Source organism: Shewanella sp. H8, from assembly GCF_040285065.1.
Classification (GTDB): Bacteria; Pseudomonadota; Gammaproteobacteria; order Enterobacterales; family Shewanellaceae; genus Shewanella; species Shewanella polaris.
Map to the genome: position 1 here is coordinate 1,965,938 of NZ_CP157213.1, position 24,281 is coordinate 1,990,218.

Annotated in this window: 20 protein-coding genes; 12 read left to right on the top strand and 8 right to left on the bottom strand. The window is 38.9% G+C overall.

Features of this window, described 5'->3' with window-relative positions:
• Positions 1-841 precede the first annotated feature (841 nt).
• From ABIS04_RS08600 to ABIS04_RS08640, 9 genes are all read left to right on the top strand, one after another.
• Entirely contained in the window at positions 842-2,794 is a 1,953-nt protein-coding gene (locus tag ABIS04_RS08600; RefSeq protein WP_350433184.1) for a TonB-dependent receptor, read from the top strand.
• Position 2,795: 1 nt separating this feature from the next.
• Positions 2,796-4,172: an ABC transporter ATP-binding protein gene (locus ABIS04_RS08605; protein WP_350433413.1), complete on the top strand. Its 1,377-nt coding sequence runs from the start codon at positions 2,796-2,798 to the stop codon at positions 4,170-4,172.
• Positions 4,162-4,848 (top strand): energy-coupling factor transporter transmembrane component T, encoded by a 687-nt coding sequence (locus ABIS04_RS08610; protein ID WP_350433185.1) that lies wholly within the window; start codon positions 4,162-4,164, stop codon positions 4,846-4,848. Before ABIS04_RS08605 ends, ABIS04_RS08610 begins: the two co-directional genes overlap by 11 nt.
• Positions 4,841-5,380, top strand: coding sequence for a core component of ECF transporter (locus ABIS04_RS08615; protein ID WP_137220863.1), 540 nt, complete (start codon positions 4,841-4,843; stop codon positions 5,378-5,380). Before ABIS04_RS08610 ends, ABIS04_RS08615 begins: the two co-directional genes overlap by 8 nt.
• A 134-nt stretch (positions 5,381-5,514) precedes the next feature.
• A complete protein-coding gene (locus ABIS04_RS08620; protein ID WP_350433186.1) occupies positions 5,515-6,252 on the top strand; it encodes a DNA-binding protein in 738 nt (245 codons plus the stop codon).
• 32 nt (positions 6,253-6,284) lie between these two features.
• Positions 6,285-6,524: a hypothetical protein gene (locus tag ABIS04_RS08625; RefSeq protein ID WP_350433187.1), complete on the top strand. Its 240-nt coding sequence runs from the start codon at positions 6,285-6,287 to the stop codon at positions 6,522-6,524.
• A gap of 500 nt (positions 6,525-7,024) precedes the next feature.
• The gene (locus ABIS04_RS08630; RefSeq protein WP_350433188.1) at positions 7,025-8,650 is read left to right on the top strand and encodes a methyl-accepting chemotaxis protein; all 1,626 of its coding nucleotides are present in this window, start codon (positions 7,025-7,027) and stop codon (positions 8,648-8,650) included.
• Positions 8,651-9,241: 591 nt separating this feature from the next.
• On the top strand, positions 9,242-10,387 hold the full coding sequence (locus tag ABIS04_RS08635; RefSeq protein ID WP_350433189.1) for an FIST C-terminal domain-containing protein: 1,146 nt from the start codon (positions 9,242-9,244) through the stop codon (positions 10,385-10,387).
• 1 nt (position 10,388) lies between these two features.
• The gene (locus tag ABIS04_RS08640; protein WP_350433190.1) at positions 10,389-12,239 is read left to right on the top strand and encodes a bifunctional diguanylate cyclase/phosphodiesterase; all 1,851 of its coding nucleotides are present in this window, start codon (positions 10,389-10,391) and stop codon (positions 12,237-12,239) included.
• A 19-nt stretch (positions 12,240-12,258) separates the two neighbouring features.
• Here the strand turns inward: ABIS04_RS08640 and ABIS04_RS08645 are convergent, their stop codons facing one another.
• From ABIS04_RS08645 to ABIS04_RS08655, 3 genes are read right to left on the bottom strand one after another with little or no spacing between them, the layout of a single operon-like run.
• Positions 12,259-13,464: an ABC transporter permease gene (locus tag ABIS04_RS08645; protein WP_350433191.1), complete on the bottom strand. Its 1,206-nt coding sequence runs from the start codon at positions 13,462-13,464 to the stop codon at positions 12,259-12,261.
• Entirely contained in the window at positions 13,464-14,180 is a 717-nt protein-coding gene (locus ABIS04_RS08650; protein WP_240778464.1) for an ABC transporter ATP-binding protein, read from the bottom strand. The genes ABIS04_RS08645 and ABIS04_RS08650 overlap by 1 nt, the downstream gene beginning before the upstream one ends.
• Positions 14,173-15,474 (bottom strand): efflux RND transporter periplasmic adaptor subunit, encoded by a 1,302-nt coding sequence (locus ABIS04_RS08655; RefSeq protein ID WP_350433192.1) that lies wholly within the window; start codon positions 15,472-15,474, stop codon positions 14,173-14,175. The genes ABIS04_RS08650 and ABIS04_RS08655 overlap by 8 nt, the downstream gene beginning before the upstream one ends.
• 643 nt (positions 15,475-16,117) lie before the next feature.
• Between ABIS04_RS08655 and ABIS04_RS08660 the strand changes: the two genes are divergently transcribed.
• A complete protein-coding gene (locus tag ABIS04_RS08660; protein WP_137220845.1) occupies positions 16,118-17,065 on the top strand; it encodes a DnaJ C-terminal domain-containing protein in 948 nt (315 codons plus the stop codon).
• Positions 17,065-17,385 (top strand): chaperone modulator CbpM, encoded by a 321-nt coding sequence (locus tag ABIS04_RS08665; protein WP_254693697.1) that lies wholly within the window; start codon positions 17,065-17,067, stop codon positions 17,383-17,385. Before ABIS04_RS08660 ends, ABIS04_RS08665 begins: the two co-directional genes overlap by 1 nt.
• Before the next feature lie 438 nt (positions 17,386-17,823).
• On the opposite strand, the gene ABIS04_RS08670 is transcribed toward ABIS04_RS08665, so the two are convergent.
• Genes ABIS04_RS08670 through ABIS04_RS08685 form a run of 4 tightly spaced genes read right to left on the bottom strand, consistent with a single transcriptional unit; the run spans position 17,824 to position 21,449 of the window.
• Complete coding sequence (locus tag ABIS04_RS08670) at positions 17,824-18,951, bottom strand: ABC transporter permease (RefSeq protein ID WP_350433193.1); 1,128 nt, start codon at positions 18,949-18,951, stop codon at positions 17,824-17,826.
• Positions 18,941-19,858: an ABC transporter ATP-binding protein gene (locus tag ABIS04_RS08675; RefSeq protein WP_350433194.1), complete on the bottom strand. Its 918-nt coding sequence runs from the start codon at positions 19,856-19,858 to the stop codon at positions 18,941-18,943. Before ABIS04_RS08675 ends, ABIS04_RS08670 begins: the two co-directional genes overlap by 11 nt.
• Complete coding sequence (locus tag ABIS04_RS08680) at positions 19,855-20,796, bottom strand: HlyD family efflux transporter periplasmic adaptor subunit (RefSeq protein ID WP_350433195.1); 942 nt, start codon at positions 20,794-20,796, stop codon at positions 19,855-19,857. Before ABIS04_RS08680 ends, ABIS04_RS08675 begins: the two co-directional genes overlap by 4 nt.
• The gene (locus ABIS04_RS08685) at positions 20,796-21,449 is read right to left on the bottom strand and encodes a TetR/AcrR family transcriptional regulator (protein WP_350433196.1); all 654 of its coding nucleotides are present in this window, start codon (positions 21,447-21,449) and stop codon (positions 20,796-20,798) included. The genes ABIS04_RS08680 and ABIS04_RS08685 overlap by 1 nt, the downstream gene beginning before the upstream one ends.
• A 456-nt stretch (positions 21,450-21,905) precedes the next feature.
• Here ABIS04_RS08685 and ABIS04_RS08690 point away from each other — a divergent pair, with 456 nt between their 5' ends.
• Complete coding sequence (locus ABIS04_RS08690; RefSeq protein ID WP_350433197.1) at positions 21,906-23,486, top strand: BCCT family transporter; 1,581 nt, start codon at positions 21,906-21,908, stop codon at positions 23,484-23,486.
• Between the two features lie 75 nt (positions 23,487-23,561).
• Here the strand turns inward: ABIS04_RS08690 and ABIS04_RS08695 are convergent, their stop codons facing one another.
• Positions 23,562-24,278 (bottom strand): 3'-5' exonuclease, encoded by a 717-nt coding sequence (locus ABIS04_RS08695; protein WP_137220833.1) that lies wholly within the window; start codon positions 24,276-24,278, stop codon positions 23,562-23,564.
• Positions 24,279-24,281 lie beyond the last annotated feature (3 nt).

The window sequence follows — 24,281 nt, forward strand, 5'->3', positions numbered from 1 at the left end:
AAAGTGATAAATGATAGTGCTATCGCATTCTTTGTTGTGCTTAGTCATTGTAAGAATGGAACTCGATTGACTGTGTGAGAGTAAATACTTAACTTATATTGATTTTTTGACTCGCGAGCTAAATTTAAACGTGAGCAGTATAATCAATCGAGGTAAAATGGCGCTAAAGAGAAATTGAGTTACTGTTATTACTCGACATTGGCAACAAAAACACCAATAAAATTAACACAGTTAACAACGTCAGTATCGTAAGCATAGACAGCCCGATTTTGTGGGTTACTTTAGTATCACAACTTTCTGCTATATTGATTGCAATCAGCATTTTTTATTCCAGTAACAGCTATTATAACCGTTATATATTGATGAGCCTGTTTGATTATTTTTCGTTGCTTTACCATTTTTATACAACAATTATAATACAGTTTATGAAAGCGTTAGTTTGACTTTTTATTAATTTAAAAATCAATACGGGGTCATTTATTGACTGTTCTATTTATAATCCTTAAAGGTCTTTTTAATAATGGAATACATCCTAGACTTATATTTAAATAAGATATTTTAATCAATTAGCTACTCAGCTTTAATGTTAACAATGTAAATAAAACTATTTTCATTTTTATTTACATTATTAATAACATGGTTAATACACCGTAATACTAATGAAAAATGAAACATATCTCACAGATTTTTATTTAATGATAGGTTAGTCGGGTGCAAGGTAGTGATCACGTATTTAGAAAATATTAGATCTAAGTCGATATCGATAATCGCTACAATTGAAGTTGTTATATAACGTATTAAAATAGATTAATCATTAAATTATATACATGGCAGTACTAATATGATCTCTAGGAAAACTACTTTTAAACTTTCAACTGTAACCTTGGCTATTGGACTTTGTTTTACAGTACAGGCTGATGAAATTAGCCGTGATCCTTTACTTAATATCAATGAAGTCATTGTTGTTCATGGTGACGGTGGTCAACCCAGAGATATGGCTACGACTCATTGGAGCATCAATGATGAAGAGATCCGAGCTACAGGAGCTCAAACGTTAGAACAGGTTCTAAAGAATGTGCCTGGGGTTTACATTCGTGTGGGCGGAGATGGTACACCAAGAGTTGATATCCGAGGTTTTAAAAGTCGTCATGTAACATTACTTGTTAATGGTGTGCCAATGAGCAGTGCCGGTGACGGGCAATTTAATCCTAGCGTTATTCCTACCAGCCAAATTGCATCAATAGAAGTATCTGTAGGTCCAACATCGGTACTTTATGGGCCAAGTGGTGCTGGTGGTGTTATTAATATTATTACTAAGCAGGGCAATGCAGCACCAGCGTTATCAGGCCGCCTAGAATCAGGTGAAAATGATACCTTTAATGGTGATATTAGTGCCGCTGGTTCAGGTGATGATTGGCAGGGGTTAATGAGTGTAAGTCGACAACAAACTGATGCTTACCCAATGTCAGATGATTTTGAAGCTACAGAATATCAAGACGATAACTTGCGTGAAAATTCAGATAAAGAAGTCACCAACGTTTATGCTCAAGGAAGTTATTGGTTATCTGACAAAACCCAACTTATTACCAATATGGCATTTCGTAATGGCGATTGGGGCAAACCTTCTCGTGATGGTACAGGTACTGGAAGTGTGAAGTTTGAACGTGTTGATGATTTTGATGAACATACTTTACAGTTAGGTCTAGCTCATGAATTTAACGATACTTTTATTATTCGTGGCTTTGGTTATCACAATCAAACCGATATGTTAGAAGCGTCTTACAAAGATGAAACCTACCTAGATTTAAAAGAAACCCAAGATAGTAGTTCAGTTGTGCAAGGTATTAATTTACAGCTGATTACTGATTTGAAAAATGTCGGTTTATTGACAACGTCTGTTATTGCGGAAAAACAAAGCTGGGAATCAACGATTGCGATTGATGATCCGGACAACATAGATGATTCTGCTTGGCTATATACAGCAGCTGCAGAGTATCAATATCATTCTGAAAGGCAATATGGTTTTACATTAGGTGCAAGTTTTCATTCTCTAGATAACTCAGACAGTACTGATGATAACTATTCAGCTATGGCATCGAGTTATTGGCAAGTTGCGAAAGATTCACGTTTAAGTTTAAGTGTTGCCCGTAAAGTTCGTTTCCCATCGATGGAAAATCTGTATTCATTATCCGCTGGTAATAGTGACTTAGAAGCAGAAGAGTCTAAACACGTAGAGCTTGGCTTAGAACAGAATTTGCCTGCAGATACGGATTTTTCACTTTATGGTTATTACACCGATGCTAAAAATTATATCGCTAAAGATAACGATGATTTTTATCAAAACATGGATCGTTATAAATTTAAAGGGATTGATTTTCAAATTAATAACAATAGCATTGATAAGTTAGATTTAAGTTTTTCATATAGCTTCCTTGATTCAGAGGAGATGGCAGATGATGATACGTTAGATTCATTACAGTACCGCCCCCGTCACCAACTTCGTTGGCAAGTAAACTATGAGCTTCCGTTTGAACTTAAGATGAATTTAAATGTAGAGCGTATATTAGATCAAGTATATGCAGCCAAGGTGAAAATTGATGGTAAAACTCAATATCAACAACAATCCCTTGATAATTATACATTAGTTGATATTAATCTAGCTTATCCACTCATTAATGAAAAGCTAGAGCTATACATACGTTCTACTAACTTATTTGATGAGAATTATTATCAGAGTGAGTCTTTACCTCAAGCGGGACGTCAGGTCTTTGTTGGCGTGAACTGGCAGATATAAGATTAAATTACTTGAGCTAAAGAATGTTAGCGTTAGCTATGGGAACCATTTACCAAAGGTATTGCAAAATATCAACTTGGTGATTAGTCGTGGTCAATGCCATTGCGTGAGCGGTCCAACAGGATCGGGTAAGTCTAGTTTATTAAATTTGCTTGCAGGTGTGCTCAATCATCCACATGACGGTGACATTTGGTCTAATCCTCAACTTCTTGCGGGTCTTGTGACTCAAGACCCGCAAACCCAACTATTACGCAATACTGTGGGTGCCGAAGTGGCATTTACTCTGGAAAATATTGGTGTTCCTGCTAAGGACATGTTACCGAAAGTTCAATTAGCGTTAAGACGTGTGGGTTTACATATGCGCCTTGATACTAAAGTGAACACTCTTTCGCTTGGTCAAAAATATCGTCTTATAATGGCTTCTCAGTTGGTATGCGAACCTAATTTACTCTTGCTAGATGAGCCTTGGGCTCAATTAGACGACAAGGGGGTAAGTGAGCTTTTGGCTGTACTGCACAATCTTATCCAAGATGGTATGGCTCTTGTGTTGGTAGAGCACAACCCTCATGCGTTCGCTGACATTATTCAATATTATTGGCAGTTTGAAGACGGGGGTTTATCCGAAGGTATTTATACCGTCAACAATGATCTTCAACCACATCTCGACTTGCAACAAAGCAAAAAGGTGGAGAATGATCAAACGAAACATGATGTGGTTATTAGTGCTGAAGCGTTTGAATTTAGATTTGATGGTAGTTCCGCGTTATTTACCTGTCCACAAGGCTTCACATTACATGCAGGAGAAATCGTTAGCTTAATTGGGGATAATGGCTCGGGAAAAACAAGCTTATTGAGAGCGCTAGCAGGCGTACTTAATTTAAGACAACAATTGCCTGTAACTGTTTTAGAACGGACTCCAAAGCTTGGAATTTATGGATCTGAACTGGGTTTTTTAATGCAAAGGCCGAGTAGACAGTTATTTGAAACTAATGTGTTAGCTGAAATGCAATTTAGCTTAAAGCGGTTTGATCTTCCCCAAATTCGTGCGACTAAAATGCTGGAGGAACTTGAATTAACTGCATTATCTAATTTGTCACCACATACATTGTCATATGGTCAACAGCATATTATTGCCCTTGCATCGTTAGCATGTTTACAGCCTAAGGTATTGTTATTAGATGATCCTCTGGCAGGAATGGATAAATATTACTACAGCAAAGTGTGGTACTTACTTGAACGTCTGCAGTCTCAAGGAAGTACTATTTTACTGAGTAGTCATAGAAGCATTAAGCATCATGTTGTTTCTCGGCAATTTGGCTTGCGTGAAGGTCAGTTTAAAGAGGAGATCATTGAAATGGGATATAAAAATGAAGGCTAGAGGCCGATTGGGTCGTGTCCAATGGTTTAACACATGGGATCCTGAACGACGGGAAACCGTGAGTTGTGCATTATCATTATTATTGGTGTGCGTGCTATCTGCTTGTGCTTTTGTTCTACCTACATCTTTATTGTTATTTCTAGTCGGGATCAATGGACTATTAGTCGTTCATGGGGTGTTATGTCGCGGCAATATATGGGGCGTGGTCAAACTTGCTTTAATCCAACTGATCATCACTCTGGGTTTGTATTTAATACTTTATGGTGTTGAATCTTTAATTGATGGTTCTGTGGTAGTGGTACGCATTGTATTGGCAACCATTCCTAGTTGGTGGCTATGTATTACTGCTGCGCCAGAGCGCATTGGCGAAGTGCTGAGTTCATTTTTACCCAAAAAATGGGCTTTTGTGGTCGCAGCCTCATTAAGTCTACTGCCTTATATGTTAGATGAAATCCGCGAGATATATCAAATCCAGTGTCTACGAGGTGCGCGTATCACACCCAAGGCACTGCGTAACCCCAAAAATTGGTCTGAGCTAGTTTATTGTGTGCTCTTTCCTGCATTGATCCTGTTATTAAAGTTATCACACCAAATGGCAGTAGCGGCACACAGTCGTCATTTTGGTCAACATCCACGACCAACACATTGGCATTCACCTAGAGAAAACGATGAATAATAAACGTTCTTTGAGTCTCCAAGACTCTCTATTTGTAGGTTTTTGTGCCACATTGCTGGTTGCATTAACTGGGTTGCTAAGGCTGAATATTGGTTTGTCTGGGCATACTATGTTTTTAACCAGCTTTTTCTATTTAATATGTTATGGGGTGTTAGGCCGTTTCGGAAGTATTACGGCCTGTGGTGCTATTGCGGGATTCGTCGCCATGGCTCTGGGTGTTGGTAAAGGAGGCCCGTTGATCCTTTTGAAGTTTATATTACCCGCCATCAGCATGGATTTAGTTGCGCTACTTTTACCATTGAGTATGAATATTCATTGGCGCTGTGTGATTCTAGGAATTTCAGGCTGTATTGCCTGGGCTGGGAAAGTGGCACTGGCTAACATGCTTGCTGGAATGGCACTGGATGTAATGTTCATTCAATGGGGTATCAGTATATTGCAAGGCGGTTTCTTTGCCATATTGGGAGCATTATTGGTGCCTCCGGTACTCGCTAGGCTGAAAGCTCATGATTTACTAAAAACAGATAGATAACGTTAATTCTGGACAAAGAACTGTTTGATATCAAATCAGTGAAACATTCTGATTTCGGCTCCTAAATTTCATCTTTTAGCCCGAATTAAGAAGAAAAAATACTATAGAGTTATTAACAAAATTCAGGATATAAAATGAAAAACTGGCTGATTTGTATCGACGATACCGATGATATAGGCACTAAAGGCACTGGTGAAATTGCCGAAGAAATAGCACAAATGCTTGCTGATGTTTCAGGTGGGAAAGCATCTTTTATCACTCGTCATCAGTTGTTTGTACATCCTGATATTCCCTATACATCCCACAACAGTGCTATGTGTTTTCATTTGTGTTCACCATTACCACAAGATGAAATTCTTAAGCTTGCAGTCGCTCATTTAGTCGCTGAATCTGCACCTGCAGCAGACCCTGGGATTGCCATTCTTGACACTGGCTCCGTATTTGATGCATCTGCGCTGATAGACTTTGGCCGTAAAGCTAAATCAGAAGTTATCACTAAAGCCACGGCTTATGCATTGGCCGAGCAACAGAACATAAGTTTGACGGAACATGGCGGAACGGGCCAGGGTATTATTGGTGCTTTAGCCGGATTAGGTTTACGTTTGTTGGGCAATGATGGACGCGTTAAAGGAAAAATTAAACTCGGGCAGTCTGATGAGGTTCCACATGAATTAAGCGTGGCTGATATTCTTTCAAAAACAGGTCTTGATGCGGTTATGAGCACGGATGAGTATCAGCTCAAGTTTGATGAGACGGTCCAACTTAAAGGCAAAGTGAAAGCGGTTTATCTTAATCATAAGTTCGTATTGTTAGTTAATCGAGACGCTAATGTGTGGTGCAATGCCAGTAAACAAGTTTTACAACATTATTGAACAACTATCCTGACACTGGGGGAGGTATAAAAATGGACCCAATATCAGTCCGAAAGGAATTTGAGCAAAATGGAACCCAATGGATTTTTCGGACGGGATTAGGACAATATGGCAAGGCTAGAGCAGTGGCACTGCTATGTCATTTTTTTGCTGCTGATGATGAAGATGAACAAATTGATGATGAACTGCGTTCTTGTTATAACTGTCAATATCGCCGATGGACAATGACTAGCTTTGAATGTGTTGCATTAAATAAAGGTCTCATTAAATAATGATAAATGCTGTATTCAATACCATCTTCTTTATTTCAGTCACCACTATTTTTTTCATTTATTTAAACCACTAATAGATAGAATCCAAATGGCTATTTTTGTAAAACCGAAATAGCCATTTTGATTCAATTGTGTTTGTCTGGAATCTCGATTATTTCTTGTTTGTTTATTAAATAGACTAATATTATCTATCAATTTAGTATCTTAACAGTATACATCTGTATCTGAGTTCATTAAGCTTACCGACCAAGTTTTTGATGCTCCGTTAAACATATCAGCAAAAAATGTTGGGTTGGAATGGTAATTTCTCTATTATCGCAGAGCTTTAAAATAAAATTCCAATTAAATCATTATGAACTAAGCTTGGTTGACAATACATCTGATCTGGTTTTTTTCGAAGTTCTTATTTAATAAATACAACACATTAGGCTACCAATGTCGTTTAGCCAAGTTTGGTAACATATATTGATAAAATATCATCACATACAAAGGTTTTTACAATGAGAATAATAAGTCGTTTGTACTTTGGGTTTGCAACCTTACTGGTAATTATGGTTGGTATAACCTTGTTTGGTTTGGTGAAAATTAGTATCGCAGATAACAATTTAACCAAATTATCAGAGCAATCTGCTGTTGAGCAGCGCCAAGCGATTAATTTTAGGGGTAGTGTACATGATAGAGCAATTTCAATTCGAGATTCTGTTTTAGTTAATAATAAAGGTTTATCGAAGAAGCATCAGGACGATATAGTCCGCTTGAATAATTATTACCAAATAGCGGCAAAAAAGCTCGATAGCATGTATGAAAACGTGCAACACAATGATGAAGAGTTAACGCTGTTACAAAACATCAAAGAAATTGAAATCACTACTTTAACCTCAACTTCTACCTTGCTTGATATGATTAATACAAATCGTAATGAAGCGGCAGCGGAATATTTGTTGACGACAGTTTCTCCTTTATATAGCGACTGGTTAAAAAGAGTCAATAAACTCATTGATTATCAAGAATCACAAATTCAACACCAAGTTTCTGCTGCAAGAGAGCAAACTACTAGCTTCCAGTCGGTCATGCTTGTTGTTACCGTCATAGCATTAATTATAGGCAGCATCGTTGCTTTCACTTCTGTAAAGCAACTAAAAAATATTATTGGTGGTGAACCAGAGTATGCCGCGAAAGTAATCCAACAAATTGCCGCAGGCGACCTTACTGTTAAAATAGACGTTACAACACCCAATAGTATTCTATGCGCAGTACAAGACTTAGCCGTTAATTTGGCTGAAATTACCAAAAATTCAATGACAGCCGCGAGTAAATTATTATCATCGTCTAAAGATTTATACCAAACGGCGAAACAAAATGAGCATTTAATTAATAATCAAAAACTAGCAACTGATCAAGGTGCTGCAGCTATTACGCAAATGTCGGCTACAGTGGCAGAAGTTGCTAGTCACACTAGTGAAGCTGCAATGTTAGCGCAAACGGCAACCAATGAATTTAACGCTGGTCAGCTTGAAGTGAGTAAAACCCAAGCCGATATTAATTTGTTAGCTATAAAAGTTAGCGAAGCTGCAGATATCATTAATTTATTATCTCAAGACAGCCAACAGATTGGCTCTGTGTTAGATGTAATACAGGCTATTTCTGAACAAACAAATTTATTGGCATTGAATGCCGCTATTGAAGCTGCTCGGGCTGGGGAGCAGGGGCGTGGCTTTGCTGTTGTTGCTGACGAAGTGCGTAATCTTGCCCAACGTACACAAGAATCAACTCGCCAAATTCAAGTCGTTATTGAAAATATGCGCACCAGTTCTGTTAAAGCAGTTACGGTTATGGATGAAGGTAAAAATCAAGCCAATACCAGCGTGGAACAGGCCAAATGTGCTGGCGAATCGTTAACCGCAATCAACGTTTCTGTCATAAAGATAAGTGATATGAACACACAAATTGCTACTGCCGCTGAACAGCAATCGGTGGTTGCCGCTGAAATAAACCAAAACTTTAGTCAAATCACCCAATCTTCATCGTTGGCTCAGCAAGAGGCGAGTAAAATTACTGCAGCTAGTCATCAACTTGAAGAGTTAGCTCAAACGTTAGAATTAAACGTCAAACAATTTAGAACCTAGGCTTAACGCAGTTAGCACTAAGCAGACAGACACCATTTTCGGTATCTGTCTGTATTAACAATAATCCGCTTGAATTTATACCCTCTCAACAAATAATCCATAAAAAAACTTTATAAATGACATTTATATTAATTTTCAAACCAAGCTGAAACTGGATGAAAGTTGAATAATTTTATCAGTACTATTTTAACGTTATGGTTAATTTTTGTGAGTGCAGTTAATTATAATATTAATGCGATCATGCATCGGTCGAAACCTTAATGATATTGGCTTTTGAATAATCTGTCAGTGTTAACATTTAATATATAGAAGAAAACATCGGGTGAGCGCAATGCTTTATCGATGTAATGACGATACCTAAATGGATGTCATACTAGGTAGTGTAAGCATGATTAACAAAGACACTGAGCGGTTAAATTAGTTTGGGCGTTGGAATAATTCAACCATATGAGATAACAGTCTTTATTGCTTTGCAGAATCAATAACAGTTTAATGTGATGTATCCCTCAATAAGTTATTTTAATTAGTAAATTTATTTTGTTATCGACTATGATTAGTTGTGTATTTGATGATAGGGATCTCAGATAAATAATGACAATGATGTTTACCAACATAGAGTTTTGTGACGATGCGACAGAAGAAAATGTCGTGGAACTCATAGAGCGTTCAATAAGTGCTGATGCAAAGTATATCGTCGTTTTAATTGCCAGCCAGTCAACAGTGCGAATCGAATCGATACCTAACCTTGCTGCAGTAACGTCTGTGCCCTTGAATGCCTGTATCATTCCAGGGGTAGTATACGGAAACCATTATAGCTATCGGGGAGTACTCGTCATTGGTTTCAAAGACCCTATAACAAGTTTAATTATTCCTAATATTGCAGCTAGTCATGATGTGTTATGTCATCAACTGCAGCAGTTTGTGGCCGATAACGGCAGTTTCGGTTCTGCTTTCATATTTGTTGATGGGTTAAGCCATGCTGTTGAACCATTCATTGCTACCGTTTATGAAAAACTGGGGAGTGACAGAACCTTAATTGGTGCCGGTGTTGGCGATATTGATAACCGTTTTAATATGAGCATTGCCGATGAGCAGGGGTGTTTCAGAAATGCCGCTATTATATTTTGTTTATCGAACTCCTACAAAATTCAAGTAGTCGGTAAGCATGATTTACCAAAGATTGCAGGTCCCTACCTTGTTACTGAAGCTTATGAAAATGTTATCCATAGTTTGAATTATCAACCTGCTGTTGAGATATTTAGTGAAGCGATATCTTTACTTAGTGGTATCGATATTACCAAAGAAAATATAAATAAATATCTTCACTGTTATCCTTTTGGATTGAAGCAATTAGACGAAGAATATTTAGTCAGGGACATTATGTCAGTTAATGAAAATAGCCTAGTTTGTGTTGGTAATGTCGCTGAAAATAGTTTGGTTTATATACTCCATGCTACGAAAGAGGTATTAATTTCTGCTGCCAGTGATGCTGGTGCCCAATTCGCAGCTAAATTATCCCCGAATAAAACCGATAAAATACGCCATGTATTTTTAATTGACTGTATTTCTCGAGCATTTCACTTACAAAGTGATTACCAGTTGGAACTTGACGCGATTAATAACCAATTTGCTGGTGGAAATATTATTGTTGGCGTGCTGTCGATTGGGGAAATAAAAAATTCTAACCAGGGTGCAATTCAATTCTTGAATAAGACGATTGTGCTTGGAGGGATGTAACATGAGTGACTCTACATCCAATCTAGCGACATTAGAACTTGTTTCAATACAGTATGAAATTACCCGAAGTCTTAATGCTAATACTGATTTTAGGTCATTGTGCCGAAAGTATATGGAAACTTGTATTCGTCGTTTATCGGTTAAGGCGGCTTATTTATACATTCCAAGGAAATTAGCCGGCGATTTGTTTACCACTGAGGAAGTTGTTTGCAACGATTGGGGAAGGATAAGTATGCCAAGTATTACGGCATGTAATCCCGAACAAGTTTCTGCCATCAACCTGTTTTTTAAGCAAATATTTCGAACACAGCCTACAGATTATGTTGTTAGTAAGCAGATAATACATCAGAATACTTTTTATCATATTTTTGCCTTCTCCAATCAAGCCATTTTTGTACTTGAGCGCACTGATAAATCATTGCCTCCTCAGGTCATCAATGCTATTACCCCAGCGGTAAAAGATCTTTTTTACGCATGTAGGTCTTCTTTACAGCACACACAGATGGTTAATGAAGTTGAGCGCCGAAAACAAGCAGAGCATCAACTAACCTATATTGCATTTCATGATGAGTTGACAGGTTTACCTAATCGAACCCGTTTAATTAATGAGCTTAATCAACAGATAGAACAATGTAGTAGCAATGCATTTTCTGGAGCCTTAATTTATATCGATTTAGATGGATTTAGGGATATTAATGATTCTCTTGGGCACCACGTTGGTGATGATTTGCTTTGCCAAGTGGCTCAACGATTACAACTTATTTGTAAACAGCATGAAATTTTAGGACGTTTTTCCGGTGATGAATTTGTTATTTTGTGCCCTAGTCAGTTAAATCTTAAAATATATATTGATGAGTTTCTCAGGCAAATTAATCAATGTTTTACCACAAACTATCTTATTGATAAGCGCAGTATTGATGTGAATGCTAGCATTGGTGTTACCTATTTTTCTGCAAACAGCAGTGATGCCTATACTGTGTTTATGCAGGGTGACTTAGCCATGTCAAAAGCCAAGGCTGCGACGGGAACTTGTGCTGTCTTTTATCAGCAAGATATGGAGAAACAAACTCGGCGTCGATATTTACTCGATACCGATATGCGTAAGGCATTGACTCAAAATGACTTCTTTATGGTGGCACAACCTCAAGTTGACGATAATGGTCACATTATTGGGGCCGAATTATTAATTCGATGGAATCATTCTGAGCTTGGCAATATTGCTCCGACGGAATTTATTGGTATTGCAGAAAAGACGGGTTTCATTATTCCACTTGGGGAATGGATATTTGAACAGGCTTGCTTATGTATAAAATATCTTCAGGCACTTTCATTGACAAAACCAATAACGTTGGCAATAAACTTAAGTGCAAAACAATTTTATCAAGCTGATTTGATTGAACGTATCACTGCCATTATTAATAAACATCAAATAACCGTTTGTAATATAGAGTTGGAATTAACAGAAAGTGCCATGTTAGAAGATGTCGACTTGGCTGTCGATAAAATAACGGCTTTAAAAAAGATAGGCTTTGAAGTATCCATTGATGATTTTGGAACAGGATATTCCTCGTTAAGTTATCTTAAACACTTACCCGTGGATAAAATTAAAATTGATAGAAGTTTTGTTACCCTTATCGATAAACGCGATGATAGCCGTGCCATTGTTGAAGCCACCATGTTAATTGCGCGAACGTTTAATTTAGACCTTATTGCAGAGGGAGTAGAAACAGAAGCCGAAGTTAATACTCTAAAAGCCTTGGGATGTAAGGCTTTTCAGGGATATTTCTACTATAAGCCAATATCAATAAATGACTTCTTTTTGTTAGTCACAGAGCAGTACACGTTAAAATAAAAATTTGGTCTCTACATCTTTACTCATGGCGCAAGGCTTCTATAGGATCCAATTGTGCGGCTTTACGGGCAGGGAAGTATCCAAAAATAACACCTACAGCCGCTGAGAATAGGAAAGACACCACCACAATACTTAGATTGAAGACAAAGGGAATATGCATTAAGTTCGCCAGCGCAACAGATCCAATTAATGCCAATACGATACCAATAATTCCACCTAATGAAGACAGCATTACAGCTTCTACTAAAAACTGTAATAGCACTTCTCGCTCCATAGCACCAATGGCAAGACGAATACCTATTTCCCGTGTGCGTTCGGTGACCGATACCAGCATGATATTCATAATACCAATACCACCAACAAGTAAACTCACTGCCGCAACAGCACCGAGTAAAGTGGTTAATACTTTTGTGATACCACTTAGCATATTGGATATTTCTTTCATGTCCATAACGGTAAAGTCGTCTTCTTCGTTACTCGCTATATGGCGGCGTTCACGCAATAATTCACCAATGGCCTGTTTTACTTTTTGGGTCGATTCGCCATCGTTAACCGAAATTTGAATAAGTTTAATATCTTGGTTACCGGCTAAACGGCGCTGAAAAGTGCGTAGGGGGATCACCACTAAATCGTCTTGATCTGAACCCATGGTTGACTGTCCTTTGGCATTCAATAACCCTATAATTTCACATGAGAATTTTTCTAATCGTATTTTTTGGCCTAATGGATTTTGTTCACCAAACAGTTGTTTACGAACGCTTTCTCCGATAACGCATATGGCTTTACCTGCACGTAATTCACTTTGGGTAAATGCTCGTCCTGACTCGAAAACCCAGTTACCAGCAACGAAAAATTGATTGGTGGAGCCCATAATGCTGGTACTCCAGTTTTCATTACCGTAAACCACAGTTGCACCCTGAGATGACGAAGGGGCGACGGCACTGATATTGCTGATATCTCGAGCAATTGCTTCAGCGTCTGCTAAGTGAAATGCTGATGCCGATGAGCGTTGGCCCATGCCCATTCTCTGACCTGGTGAGACCAATAACAAATTACTGCCAAGGCTGGCGACTTGTTCTGTTACCTGTAAAGTGGCGCCGCCGCCAATGGTAACCATAATGATTACCGCAGCAACACCTATCACAATACCTAATACAGTGAGGAATGAGCGCATAAGGTTACGGCGTATTTCTCTCATTGCCAGTAACACAGCATTCCATAACATTAGCGTGCCCCTCTGCTATCATCTTTGACAACGTGGCCATCGATAAAATGGATCTGACGTTTGGCAAATGCCGCCATGTCTGGCTCATGAGTTACCATAACAATGGTAATACCTTGTTCGAGATTAAACCTACTAAGTAGCTCCATAATTTCTCGGCTACGTGAAGAGTCTAGATTGCCGGTGGGTTCGTCGGCTAATAATACTGATGGTTGAGTGACTATAGCTCTAGCGATGGCAACCCGTTGCTGTTGGCCACCTGATAATTCACCTGGTGTATGATGTTCCCAACCACTCAACCCCACTATATTTAGTGCGTTTAACGCACGCTCACGACGTTCGCCGGCTGGCAAACCGCGATAAATTAACGGTAATTCGACATTTTCTAATGCAGAGGTTCTGTTGAGTAAGTTGAATCCCTGAAAGATAAATCCAAGGTAATTACGCCTTAGAAGCGCCAATTGATCGCGGCTTAGTGAACCGACATCTATACCATCAAACAGATATTGGCCTGCCGTGGGGGTATCTAGGCAGCCCAATACATTCATACATGTTGATTTTCCTGAACCACTGGGTCCCATCACTGCAACAAAATCACCACGCTCAATGGTTAAATTCACCCCAGCCAAAGCCTGCATCTCGGCTTGGCCAGTGCCATAAATCTTACTTACCCCCCTGAGTTCAATAAGAGGGTGTTGACTAGCGATTGAATTATTCACTTTGATTACTGACAGTATCGATGATCAATGGCATCTCGTCGAGAATATCGCCACTGGTGATTTCGGTATTGATTCCATTGGTTGACCCCGTTGAAACATTAATCGCTACCGGTTGGTTATCACGCAGTGTCCACACTTGCTGCTGATCTTTTTCAATGTCATTGGTATCAACTTGAGTCTTGGAAATACTCGGAGGTCGAGGCATTATATTTTTCATAAAGCCTCCTTGGTTAGTGGTTTTGTTATCTTCTTTTGACGGTTTAAAACGTAATGCAGCATTAGGTACCAATAATGCATTTTCAATTTTTTTAACCAAAATATCTGCTGTTGCCGTCATTCCTGGGCGCAGTAATAATGCTGAATTGTCAACACTGAGAACCGTTTCATAAGTCACTACTCCGTCAATAGTTTGCGAAGCAAAATGGATATCTGTGATTGTGGCAGGGAAATTTTTATCGGCATAAGCATCAACGGTAAACGATGCTTCTTGGCCAACCATAATTTGGCCTACGTCAGCTTCATCTACGTCGACATGTAATTCCATTTGAGCGAGGTTTTCGGCCAATGTAAACATGACTGGTGTTTGAAAAGAAGCGGCCATTGTTTGGCCAGGCTCAACATCACGAATTAATACAATGCCATCAATGGGTGAGTGTATGGTGGCTTTCGCCAGAGTTGTTAATTCTGCATCTAAAGCTGCTTGAGATTGAGCTACTAATGCTTTAGCACTGGTAAGGTTCGCGATCGCTCGATCATACGACGCTTGTGATATGTCCAACTCTTGTATTGAATACAAGCCTTTATTTACCAGTTCTCGGTAACGAATTAGGGCTTTGTGAGTTTCTAAAATAGTTGCTTCTACTTGTTTAACCTGTGCTTTAGCCGAATCAAGATATGCTTTTGCTTGATTAACTTTGGTCTGCAACTGGTCTGTGTTCATGTTGGCAAGTATTTGGCCCTTTTTAACGTAATCGTTAAAATCCACCAATACAGTTTTAATCGTACCAGAAATTTCTGAGCCAACTTCAACTTGATTGACGGGTTGTAGTGTACCTGTAGCCGTAACAGTAATACTTAAAGATCCACGGCTGACATTGGCTGTTTTATATTGCAGCGTTTGTGACTGACTACTACTCCACATTTGCCATACTAGAATAGCGATAACAACAATGACCCCAGTGCCCCAAAACCATTTTTTAACGGATTTTTTCTTTCCATTAGATTGATCAAGTCCCAGAGTTTGACGAATATCATTACCCTGTGTAGTTATCGGCTTTTGCCTCTCTGGTGCCATGTCATGCACCTTTTATTATTAGAATATATATCAAGGCAGGGGTCCTTTACGTTAGACAATTGTCCTCGACATACTCGAGGACTGCTATTTAAATAGTGTAATGGTTAGCTGGACAAGCAATGTGATCTCAGTCAATTTAATGAGATATATCAAGGCAAATTAGTCATGATTAATAAACATGACGAGTATTCGCTCATTTTCAAAGCATATGCTAGCTAGAGTGATGTTGTTAACAGTATTTTTAAATGCATTTTATATCGCGAGATAGGATACAAAGGGACTTATCGTGTCAAATAAGCATCAAATAATAAATCGATAGTCCTATGGCAGACTTTAATGAGCAAGCGTAATATTAAAGCCGAAACCGTAGACATATACGTAGACATATAAATGTGTTGAAAGTATTTTTTATCTTTTTAATCAACAGAATATTTTTGCTCTTGTGGCATTTTATAGTAAGAATATATCGTTTTTTGGTTTACATAATGCTTATTTACTAAACTTAATATAATGTAGTAGATTTGATCAAGATCAAGCGTATTATTTATCTCAAGGACTAAACTTATTTATGTTGGTTAGATAATGTTGATTAGTCCTAGACAGTCTGATTACCCATTACAAACTTGTTTCTTTAGGAGACAAAATGAATTTTAAAGACTATTACACTATATTAGGTGTTGAACCTGATGCTGATGATAAAACGATAAAAAAAGCCTATAAAAAACTCGCTGTTAAGTATCATCCAGATGTAAGTAAACATCCTGAAGCAGAAGAAAAATTTAAAGAAATTGGTGAAGCCTATGAGGTTTTGCACAATAGTGAAGAGCGTGCACAATATGACGAATTGCGTCATCATCACCTAAATAGAAGCCAAAGCAGGGGCAGTGCTGGTCAAGGTTGGGGTCAACAAAACGATCCACAAACGGATCAAGAGTTTTCTGACTTTTTTAATTCAATTTTCGGTGGACGACACACAGGTTTTGAGCAAGGTGGCCAGCAACGTAGTAGCCAAACTAGACGTGCAAAAGGTCAAGATGTGGAAATGGAATTCCCGATGTTTCTAGAAGAAACCTTAGTAGACACACTCAAACCCGTGTCGTTTACTTTGCAACAGCGTGATGCCCGAGGTCATATTGTTGAGCAACCTAAATCCTTAAAAGTTAAAATTCCTGCTGGTGTTGCTAATGGTGAACGTATTCGCCTTAAAGGACAGGGTGGAGCCGGACAAACTAAAGCTGATAATGGCGATCTGTATTTACAAATTCGCTATGCGCCGCATCCTTTATTTGATGTTGATGGTAAAGATTTGAGTATTGTTGTGCCCATTGCACCATGGGAAGCGGTGCTGGGTACTAAACTAAAAATCCCGACTTTAACGGGTAATATTCAAGTTAGTATTCCGGTAAATAGTCAATCAGGACAACGCTTGCGCATAAAAGGTAAAGGGTTACTGAGCAAAAAAGCGCATGGTGATTTATATGCGGTACTCAAGATTGTTGTTCCTAAATCAACAGATGATACAAGCAAAAAATTGTGGACTGAATTAGCCGAAAAAACAACATTCGACCCACGTGACAGTTGGAGTAAATAATGATGCTGCAAATTAATATAAGCGAACAAGACCGTTGGTTAAGTAGCGATGAACTGTGTGAGTGCAGTGATATTAGTTCTGCATTGCTGCTTGAACTTGTAGAGCACTGTATCGCGATTCCATTTGAGGGCGTTGAATTAGCACAATGGCAATTTAGTGTGGAAAATTTGCTTGTAGTACAAAAAGCGACCCGAATTCAGCGTGATCTTGCGCTCGATTGGGGAGATACCGCGTTAATTCTACAATTACTCGATGAAAGAGAACAATTAGAACGACAAGTATTAATGCTAAAACAGCAACTAAAACGATTTAAAGCATAGCGACATATTGTTTAGAATTAAGCATCTAATAAATCTAGGTGTTTGAGCGATGATTGTCCGGTTTGCAAGTGTGCTCTCAATATTGAATAGCGTGTTCATTTGTTCATTTGTTCATTATTATCGCCCGTTTATCTTTCAAGATGAATTTGTAGCTGTTTTTTTGGTATTAAATAAAAACCATAATGAAGCAAAAATCAGTCATCGGTAACGTGATAGACATAAGTCAGAATTGTTGTTCTACTATTTTGGTTAAATGGATGTTTTTCGTTAAATAATCATTCTATTTCAAAGTGTTAGGCTAAATCTTTAGGGTTGAATCTTACTCCGTAATTTCTTACTCCCGCAGGTTTACTTGAATCAAACTCAATATTGAAAACCAAATCAACATTGAGTCTGACTCTGTTTTATTTAGTTAACCGCTACAATAGTGTATGACGTTTACAAATGTTTATTGAACCGTTTAGCCGCTAACAACACGCCAACGCAGGTAAAGCCGAGTAACCACAATGCATCCTTACCTAATGATGTCACTTCAGCCTCACGAAGCACTATTCCTCTAACCATACGAATGAAATGAGTTGCAGGTAGCATTTCTGCTGCCCATTGGGCTCCAATGGGCATCGCTTCATACGGAAACATAAAGCCAGATAACAAAATGGATGGCATTAATACAAAAATGGTCAATTGCATCGCTTGAAGCTGAGTATTCACTATGGTGCTAATGACCAATCCTAAAGCCAAACTGGCACAAATGAACAAAAATGAAGCAAGCAACAAAGAATCTAGGCCACCGCGAACGGGAACTGAAAATATCCAATGTCCAGCACTGAGAATAATCGCAACTTGGATTAATCCGACTAAAATATATGGGATTATTTTACCCAACATCAGCTCCAGAGGATGTACTGGAGTGACAATTAAAAACTCCATGTTACCCAACTCCCGCTCTCGAACAATAGCTGCGGAGGTAAACATAATCATGGTCATCGTTAAGATAATAGCCAGTAACCCCGGGACAATATTAACTGCTGAACGTTGCTCAGGGTTAAAGTATTCGACTACTTCGAATGTCGGTATGCTCATAACAGTTGCACGGTTAGCCACTTCGTTCAATGGTAAGGTTCTCAGTGCTCTAATTGTTGAGGCAACCATAGTATCCGAGCCATCCAATAACCATTGCCCCACCGGACGAGTTATTTGTGATGATTCTCGTTTTGAATCATAAGAGGGATGGATCAACAGTCGTTGAGGTAAATCAACGGGTAAATAGAGCACTGCTTTGACTTCTCCGTTGGTAATGGCTTTCTCGGCTTCCTTTATAGAGTAGTATTGATGTACAAAATCAACTGCTTGTGTAGCTACCACAGTCTGAGTAATGGCTCGACTATAGGTCGTTTGACTCATGTCGATAATACCTGCGGGCACATGACGAACATCGGTATTGATGGCATAACCAAATAATACTAATTGCAGCAAAGGGATCATGACTATCATGCCAAAAGTCATTCGGTCTCTTGACAGCTGTTTCAATTCTTTAACGACAATGGCAATTAATCTACCCCACATGTCGACCTCCAGTACTGGTGACGAACACATCTTCAAGACTCGGTCTAACTATTTCAAGCTTATATTGCTGACATACAGGGCTCAGCAATTTAATGGGGTCTGCTATGGAGTCATCTATTAGTACCCTTAACCGAGTGCCAGATTGGGATGCGGAAATAACCGCTTTTATGTAAGTTAGTTTTTGTTTTAACGCCCTTAAATCATTGCCTGTCACTTCGATAACCGTGGCTCCCATGGATTGCATTAACTCACGCGGTGTTCCGTCTGCTCGTTTGATACCATTTTCCAAAATGGCTAATTGATGGCAGCGTTCTGCTTCATCCATATAGTGGGTTGAAACTAAAATTGTGGTGCCATTTTCACTGAGGTCGAACAGGTGTTCCCAAAAATCACGACGGTTTTGTGGGTCTACGGCTGAAGTGGGTTCATCAAGAAAGAGTAATTCAGGACGATGCATAATGGCGCAAGCAAGTGCCAATCGTTGTTTTTGGCCGCCGCTCATGGTTCCAGCTAATTGTTTTTGTTGTGGTTCAAGATCATATTGGGCCAGTAATGTTGCTATTCGAGATTTATCTTTCACCCCATAAATAGACGCAACAAAGCGCATATTTTCTAATACTGTCAAATTGTCATACAGCGAAAATTTCTGAGTCATATAGCCAATTCTGCTTTTGAGTAACTCTTCATTCCCTTGTAGTGATAATCCTAAAACAGTTGCTTCGCCAGAACTGGGTCTCAATAAGCCAGTTAACATCCTAATTAATGTTGATTTACCACAACCATTGGGGCCGAGAAAACCATAAATACACCCTTTCGGCACCTGTAAATTCAGGGAGTCTACCGCGACTAAATCACCAAAACGACGGGTGAGTCCTTGAGTTTCGATTACATAAGAGGATTCATTCATGGTAAACGAACCTCTACGCCAATCCCTGTTGCTAAGTGTTTATAAGCAGGCAAGTCTATCTCAGTTAAATACATTAACCGGGCACGATCTCGTTCATTAAGTGCAAAATAAGGTGTGAAGGCTGGGGTACTTCTGATGTTATGTACTTTTCCTGTGACAGGTTGTTTGTGGCCGTCAATCCATACTTGCACCGCGTCACCTTGGTTTATTTTACCAAGAGCCGTTGCCGGTAAATACACTCGGGCATAAAGACGATCACTGGCCAAGAGTGTTATTAATTGAACATTGGCTGCAACGCGATCGCCAAGCTTCCAGGGTAAAACGTCTACAACACCTGACTTTGGCGCGATGATACTTAGATCTGCTAATGATTGTCGTGCATCGGCCAATGATGCTAGCGCTGCGTCAGTTTGCGCTTGCGCTTGTGCTATTTCTTCGCTACGAGTGCCATTTTTAAGTTCTAACCATTGTTGTTTTGCTTGATTTAACTGTGCGGCTGTTTGATCTTTTAGGGCTTTGGCTGAATCATATTCAGATTTTGCCACCAATTTTTTTATCCAAAGATCTTTCATTCGAACGTAGCTTCTTTCTGCATCTTGGGCTTGAGCCTGTACAGCAAGCATTGCTGCATTGGCTGCGGCAAGTTGCTCTAAACGAGCCCCTGTTTGTAATTGATTTAGTTTTGCTTGTGCTTGAACAAGTAAGGCTTGTCGTTGATCAATTAGCAATTGCGCGTGCCGGGGATCAAGTTGAATTAATAAATCACCTGACTTTACCGTCTGTCCTTCTGCAACAGCAATAGTGCGAATTTGCTCTGAAACAGGTGCTGAAAGTATTATTCGATCTCGTTCAATCAGTCCCATCGCGATTTCACCTTCTTCACCAGAACATCCGGTAAATAGAGCCATTATCGGTAATATCAATAAAAGGTTTTTCATTATTGAACTCCTGAATCTGAACATTGAACTGATGTGCCTTGGAATAATCCTTGACTCATTACTTTTATATTATGAGTAAGCAGAGTATCGAACATTGATTGGCTGAGTGGTAAATTTAACTCTTCGAGTATCACTTTGGGCGCAATTAATGGAAACACCATTAAACTAATAAAACTTAAACGAACCCATTGTGGGTCGAGATTCGGATTGAGTTTTTGTTGTTCAGCTAATGCGTTAATCCAATCATCGGCATAACCAAGCATCTCACCAATAACATCAGATACTATCTTGAATGCTTCGCTACTAGACTGTTGATTTAATGCTTGGAATAGTAATCGGGGTAATGCAGGTGTTTTTTCCATTATTTGATAATAAGCAACCATTAATTCTTCGGGAGATTCAGATTGTTTATGTAAATTCTGTTTAAATGCACTTGCAACTGGGGCAACCGTTTCTCTGACCATGGTTTCAAATAAGCCGGCTTTGGAGTCAAAGTAGTAACGGATCATCGCGGCATCGACACTAGCCCGCCGTGCTAGTTCTCGGATAGAGACTCGCTCATAGCTGTTGTGTAGAAAACACTCTTTTGCAGCATCGATGAGCGCCGCACGAGTTTGTGTTACCCCTTTAGGTCTTCCCGGTTTATCGGCCATGTTTAATGCCATTAATTCATCTGTTGATGAATAATAACAAATACTGGCAAAGAGAATAGGACATTAATTCCACAAAGTAATATCCGATGAGGAATTACACCGAATTAATATGATACAGACTATAGTTTGGCGATTAACTAGGATAAATATTAAGCAGTTTTATTGATTGGCAGAATAAACTGAAAGCCATTGAGAAATAAAATCTATGTTGTGCATTGAATATTTTCATTGTTGGCGGAAGGTAAACATAAGGCGTTGACTTATTTACAATGGCTCAATTGGCTTGCTTATCATGTTCTAACATATAAATGTTTGTTTATTATTTATTTTTGTTATTTTAAATTAAAGTTAATGATTAAAAAATCCTGAAATATTTAGCTTATTTTGTTAAAATCAGCCAGTGAAATTGAAACGACTGTCAAATTAAAAGGGCAAGGTCGCTCTAAACGAGGTTATATGAAAATGAATAAGGACAAATACAGTATAGATAATACCGATTATACTGTTGGGCAGGATAACATTCAAAAATGGGGCTTTGATATACATAACGCCGTTTTTGGGATTAGTGCAGGCTTAATCGCTGCGTTTATAATTGCATTATTAATTATCGATCCAGCAACATCTAAAACGTTTTTAGATGGTTTGAAATGGCAGATTATAGGCACCTTTGACAGCCTATTTATGTGGTCTGCCAATATTTTTGTGGTTTTTTGTTTGGCATTAATCGTGTCGCCTTTCGGTAAAATACGTTTAGGTGGTGATGACGCAAAAGCGGATTACTCAAGACTTTCTTGGATAGCAATGCTGTTCGCTGCTGGCATGGGCATTGGTTTGATGTTTTGGGGGGTTGCAGAACCCTTAGCGTATTACACCGGTTGGTATGAAACTCCACTTAATGTGGCCGCTAATACACCTGAGGCTGCCGAGCTTGCACTTGGTGCAACTATGTTCCATTGGGGATTACACCCTTGGTCCATTTATGCTGTGGTTGCATTGTCTATGGCTTTCTTTGCTTATAACAAAGGTTTGCCGCTTTCTATTCGATCTGCTTTTTATCCAATATTAGGCGATCGCACTTGGGGTTGGCCTGGACATATCATTGATATTCTAGCCGTATTAGCCACATTGTTTGGTCTAGCAACTTCATTAGGTTTAGGTGCCCAGCAAGCCGCCGCAGGATTCCAGCATGTGTTTGGTATTGAAGGTGATCTCACCTTGCAAATCACTATTATTGTGGTGGTAACCTTGCTGGCAGTAATTTCGGTAGTACGTGGCCTTGAAGGTGGTGTTAAAGTCATCAGTAATATCAATATGTTCCTTGCTTTTGCTTTGCTCATATTTGTTGCACTGGTTACTTTCGCTGTTTCCATGGGAACAATTCCGACCACAGTAATGGGTTATATTAAGAATATTATTCCATTAAGTAATCCAATTGGTCGTGAAGACGAAGCTTGGATGCACGGCTGGACTGTCTTCTATTGGGCATGGTGGATTTCATGGTCACCATTTGTAGGTATGTTTATTGCGCGTATTTCTCGCGGTCGTACTGTACGTGAGTTTCTTGCCACAGTATTAATAGTACCAACAGTGGTCACTATTTTATGGATGTCTGTATTTGGTGGTGTTGCCATTGACCAAGTTATCAATAATGTTGGTACATTAGGCAGTAAGGGCTTAACTGAAGTTCCGCTTGCTATGTTCCAGATGTTTGATGCCTTGCCATTAGGTAATTTGTTATCAATGCTAGCTGTGCTACTGGTGCTGGTGTTCTTTATAACCTCTTCAGATTCTGGCTCGCTCGTTATCGACAGTATTACTGCTGGCGGTAAAATTGATGCTCCAATCCCACAACGTATTTTTTGGGCCGTTATAGAAGGTGCAATTGCAGCGGTTTTATTATGGGTTGGTGGTACTCAAGCTATTGAGGCACTGCAAGCAGGTGCTATTTCGACTGGGCTACCGTTTACCATTATTCTATTGGTAATGTGTGTCAGTTTGTTGATGGGTATGCGCACCGAAAAACATAATAAAAGATAGATTTATACTTGTATTAAAAAGCCGATGATTTATTCATCGGCTTTTTTTTAAGAATTAATCTTATGGAGGTAGTATTTATAGCCACAATTTTCTAATCGCAGTATCTGGACTGAAATGATACTTAATTTGTGCTTGAAACAATTCTGCGGTAGCAATTGCATCGGTTAAGGCATCGTGTGATGAGTAAGCGGGTAAGTTGTAGCGTTCACGACTATTAGCAAGACGGATCGACGCAGGGCGCCTTCTTTTAAAGAAGTTAAACAGTCCCTTTGATTTCTCTCGTTGTACATTAGCCTCTATCTGCATCGTATCAACAACCGGAAAGATAATTCCTTCATCAATCAACAAGCGTAGAGTGTGATCAAGAAAGTCACGTTCTATATGCCGAAAATGCACTACAACGACTTTTCCCGCGAGTTCATCTAACAACTGTTCCAATATCAGCAATAGATTGGGTGCACCTTTTAAATCAGAGTGGGTGATACCGTGGATAATAATCGAGTCTTCTTGTAATTTATCCTGCGGATTGAGATACCATTCTTTTGCTTTACTGCAAAAAATACGCTGTATATTAAAGGGTACTAATCCAATACTAATAATACTGTTTTGTTGTGAATCTAAGCCTGTGGTTTCAAAATCCAATGCCACAAATTCAATATCGCTTAATGGCGTATCATTTTGATAGGTTCCGACATTATAAAAATCACATAAGCGTCGATCTTTACTATTTTTTGCTTGTAATTTTAGAAAGGCTTCCCAGTTTAAAATCTCCTGGTTACTGAAGTTATTCATGAG